Annotated in this window: 4 protein-coding genes; 3 read left to right on the top strand and 1 reads right to left on the bottom strand. The window is 33.5% G+C overall.

Annotated elements, in window-relative coordinates; genetic code table 11:
- Window positions 1–220 precede the first annotated feature (220 nt).
- On the top strand, window positions 221–2,029 hold the full coding sequence (locus tag EDD74_RS14885; RefSeq protein ID WP_116441397.1) for a helix-turn-helix transcriptional regulator: 1,809 nt from the start codon (window positions 221–223) through the stop codon (window positions 2,027–2,029).
- 10 nt (window positions 2,030–2,039) lie between these two features.
- Here the strand turns inward: EDD74_RS14885 and EDD74_RS15210 are convergent, their stop codons facing one another.
- Window positions 2,040–2,198 (bottom strand): hypothetical protein, encoded by a 159-nt coding sequence (locus EDD74_RS15210; RefSeq protein ID WP_016441579.1) that lies wholly within the window; start codon window positions 2,196–2,198, stop codon window positions 2,040–2,042.
- Window positions 2,199–2,372: 174 nt separating this feature from the next.
- Here EDD74_RS15210 and EDD74_RS15445 point away from each other — a divergent pair, with 174 nt between their 5' ends.
- Together EDD74_RS15445 and EDD74_RS15440 are read left to right on the top strand one after the other, a co-directional pair.
- Window positions 2,373–2,774, top strand: coding sequence for a hypothetical protein (locus tag EDD74_RS15445; protein WP_008977691.1), 402 nt, complete (start codon window positions 2,373–2,375; stop codon window positions 2,772–2,774).
- Window positions 2,749–3,369, top strand: a complete 621-nt coding sequence (locus EDD74_RS15440; RefSeq protein ID WP_242990069.1) for an SPASM domain-containing protein — start codon at window positions 2,749–2,751, stop codon at window positions 3,367–3,369. The genes EDD74_RS15445 and EDD74_RS15440 overlap by 26 nt, the downstream gene beginning before the upstream one ends.
- Window positions 3,370–3,381 lie beyond the last annotated feature (12 nt).

Below are 3,381 nucleotides of genomic sequence, written 5' to 3'. Positions count from 1 at the left end.
ATGTGATTTTGAAGGTATATGAAAAAGAGAAGAGATAGAAAAGAGAGAAGATATTTGCAGGAGCAGATGTCTTTTTTTGTATTTAAAAACAAGAAAGGATTTTATAGAATAAATAGATTTTTAGTTGACAGAAATGTCTGTTGGAAGAGAACATTCAAGACAGTATAATAAGTATAAATCATCCATGAAAGATGAGAAAATGATAGGAAGGAGAGATTATATGAAACAAGGAATCGGAGAAATTCTTGTAAGATTAAGAAAAGAATCTGGAATCACACAAGCGGCTTTGCGGGAAGGAGTTTGTGCGGCATCGGAATTGGCAAAAATTGAGAACAATCAGAAAAATCCAGATCCATTTTTGCTGGATCATCTTTTCAGACGTCTTGGAAAATCTGCGGTACGGTTGGAGTATGTTCTTTCCGCTGAATTATATCATCTATATGAACTGCAATATGAGATTCAGGTGCAGATTTGTCGCAGGGAATATGATCTTACAGAAAAGCTGATTTTTGAGTATGGGAATGAGAAGAAGGGGAAAGGAAAGATTCACCGCCAGTTTATTGCACAGAGTCGGGCGCAGATTGCATGGCTTCAAGAAAAAGAATCAGGGGTGGTTTTAAAATATATAGAAGAAGCAATCATGCAGACGGTAGACTTCAAGAATCTTTGGGAGAAGGGAAAAGTATTAAGTGCAGAGGAGATTAGGCTGTTTTTATTTCGATGGGAAGTATTGAAAAAGGCAGAAAGCAAAGAAAAAGCCACATTGGCAGAATTATGGAAAATTGTTGAGTATATTGAGCACAGACAATTTGAACCCGAGGAGCTTGCAAAAGTTTATCCATATGCAGTGCTTTTACTAAATGAGTATGGCGATGGATCAGAGTTAAAGACTTATTGTATAGCTGCTCTTGAGAACGCATTGGAATTATTGAGAGAAGAAGGGAAAATTTTATATCTTCCGGAGATATTAGAAGCATGTGCGGAAATTTACGCTAAGAATGAGAGACATGAGGATCACAAAAAGGCGGGAGAACTTTTGAGAATGCGAGATGCATTAGTACATTTGGAATTGGAATATGGTATGCGTTTTGAAAACTATCGTTTGTTTTCTGATATAAACAGAAGCTTTAAATTGGATTATGAAATGATACGACAGAATCGTCTTGCTTGCGGTATGACTATGGAAGAATTGTGTGATGGAATTTGTACATGGGAAGAGTTGTCAAGAATTGAGAGAGGAAAATGTAAGCCGAATGATAAAACATTTGAAAAATTGATGGAGAAAATGAATCGGAAAAGGGGAAGAATTGAAGCGTATATTACAACGGCAGATTATGAAATGATTTTGTTGGAAGCTGAGATGGAAAAAGCTTTACATCGATTTCAATATGAGAAAGCAGAGGGGATTTTGAAAGATTTATCAAAGCGATTAGAGTCGAATTATCCTGAGAATTGTCAGTATTTAGAAACAGAAAAGGTAAGGATAGAAATTTCACGCCAGCATTTGACATTTGCTGATGGTATACAAAGTCTAATTTCTATTTTAGAAAAAACGGGATATGAAAAAGAGATTTTTACATATAATCTAACAGCAAATGAAAAAAATATCTTAACTTTAATTGCATGCTTATATCAAAAATGGAATAGGAAAGAACAGGCAGTACAGATTTTAGAAAAACTTTTGATAAATTATGAAGCAAGTTCATGTAATCCAGCATTTATGATAAGAGAATGGGGATTAGTTTTAGGAAATCTGGCGGGATTATTGGAGGAATTAGGAGATATATCTAGACCAATAGAACTTTGTAGAAAGAGATTGAAGACAGCCCTAAGTGCCGGACAAGGAAGAACGTTGGGACGAAGTGTGACGATTATTGCTTGTGTATTAGAAAGAAAAGAAAAAGATTTTGGTGAATTTTATGATGCATTACGCCTTTTAAAATTAATGAAAATGGATTATCGCTTTAATTGTGTGGTGGATTATATTAAAAAGAATGGATATGTGGAATTCGATGAAGAAGCTGTATAAATGATATAAACTAAAAAATGGCAACAATCAAAGGTCGCCATTTTTCATCACCACCGCCCGGATCCGTTGAATAGGAATTTGGTAAATAAGAAGTTGAAAAAGAAACAGAAGAGTCTTCAGCTATGGTTAGTAGAAGAAGAAACACTATTAATACAAGAAATTTTTTCATTATATATCACCTCCATTAGTTTTTTTATAATAACTTTGAAGAGAAAGGAGTTGTATGGCATTTTTGGAAAATTAAAACTTTCCAAAAATGTCATACAACTTTTTCTTAATTACTGATAAAATTCAAATTAACAAATACGAAAGAAATATAAAAATATGAGGAGGAGATGGAAAGATGTTTGAAATGCTTGAAAAATTAAAATTGGATGATGAATATGCAATTATAAACAGAAACAGTGAAAATCCATTTGTAATTTTAGAAGGCGGAGGTCCATTGATTTTTGATAGATTAAGAATGATTCCAAAAGAACAATTTGAATTTGAAAAGTTCTGTAAAGAATTCTCTCAGGAAATGGGAGTTAGAATAGAGGAAATCAAAGAAGATGTAAATCTTGTGTTGGAAGTTTTGAAGTATGAGGAAACAGACACGACAGAAACTGATGGGAAATCAGTTATATCTGATAATACATATGCCTATGTTTATGATTACTTTAACAGAAAAAATAGCAGACAAGCTGACCCAGCTCCCAATTTCAGAAATAAGGATTTCAATGTATGGCACAAAAGAATTTCATGACAGATTTGTAGGGATTGAAGGAGCATTTGATAAGTCTTTGCATGCATTGCAAAAATTAAATGAAAAAAAGAAAAATTTCTGTATGGCAAGCAGTGTTGTTACGAATGAATGCGTAGATTCTTTGTTAGAATTACATCAAATGCTAGAAAATATGGGAATTAGACATCGTTTAACACCGTTAATTTATCCAACGACACAAGGAGATTTGTCGCCTACAAAACTTAGAATAAGTGAAGAAAAGATTGTAGAATTACTTCATCAGAAAATTTTTACTTATTCTGGAAGTGAATGTAACTCGGGAATATCAAGGATTAGAATTTCTCCATTAGGAGAGGTAAATCCTTGTGAACTGTTTAGAAATGTGTCTTTTGGAAATCTGTTTGAACATAGTTTAAAAGAAATTTTATCATCTGAAGAGAGACAGAACTGGATAAAGTTTGTAAGAGAAGAATCAAAAGTTGGTGAGTGTCAAACGTGTGAGAATAGAAAATACTGTCCAAGATGCCTTGAGGTTCTTTATCCAATGTGTCGTAAAACCCCTTGCTTTAGCTATGGGGATATAAGACACTTCCATCGAATTTACGTAAGTAATTGAAGATGGAACAAA

Source organism: Faecalimonas umbilicata (assembly GCF_004346095.1).
Lineage (GTDB): Bacteria > Bacillota > Clostridia > Lachnospirales > Lachnospiraceae > Faecalimonas > Faecalimonas umbilicata.
This window is presented reverse-complemented; position numbering and strand designations above follow the sequence as displayed.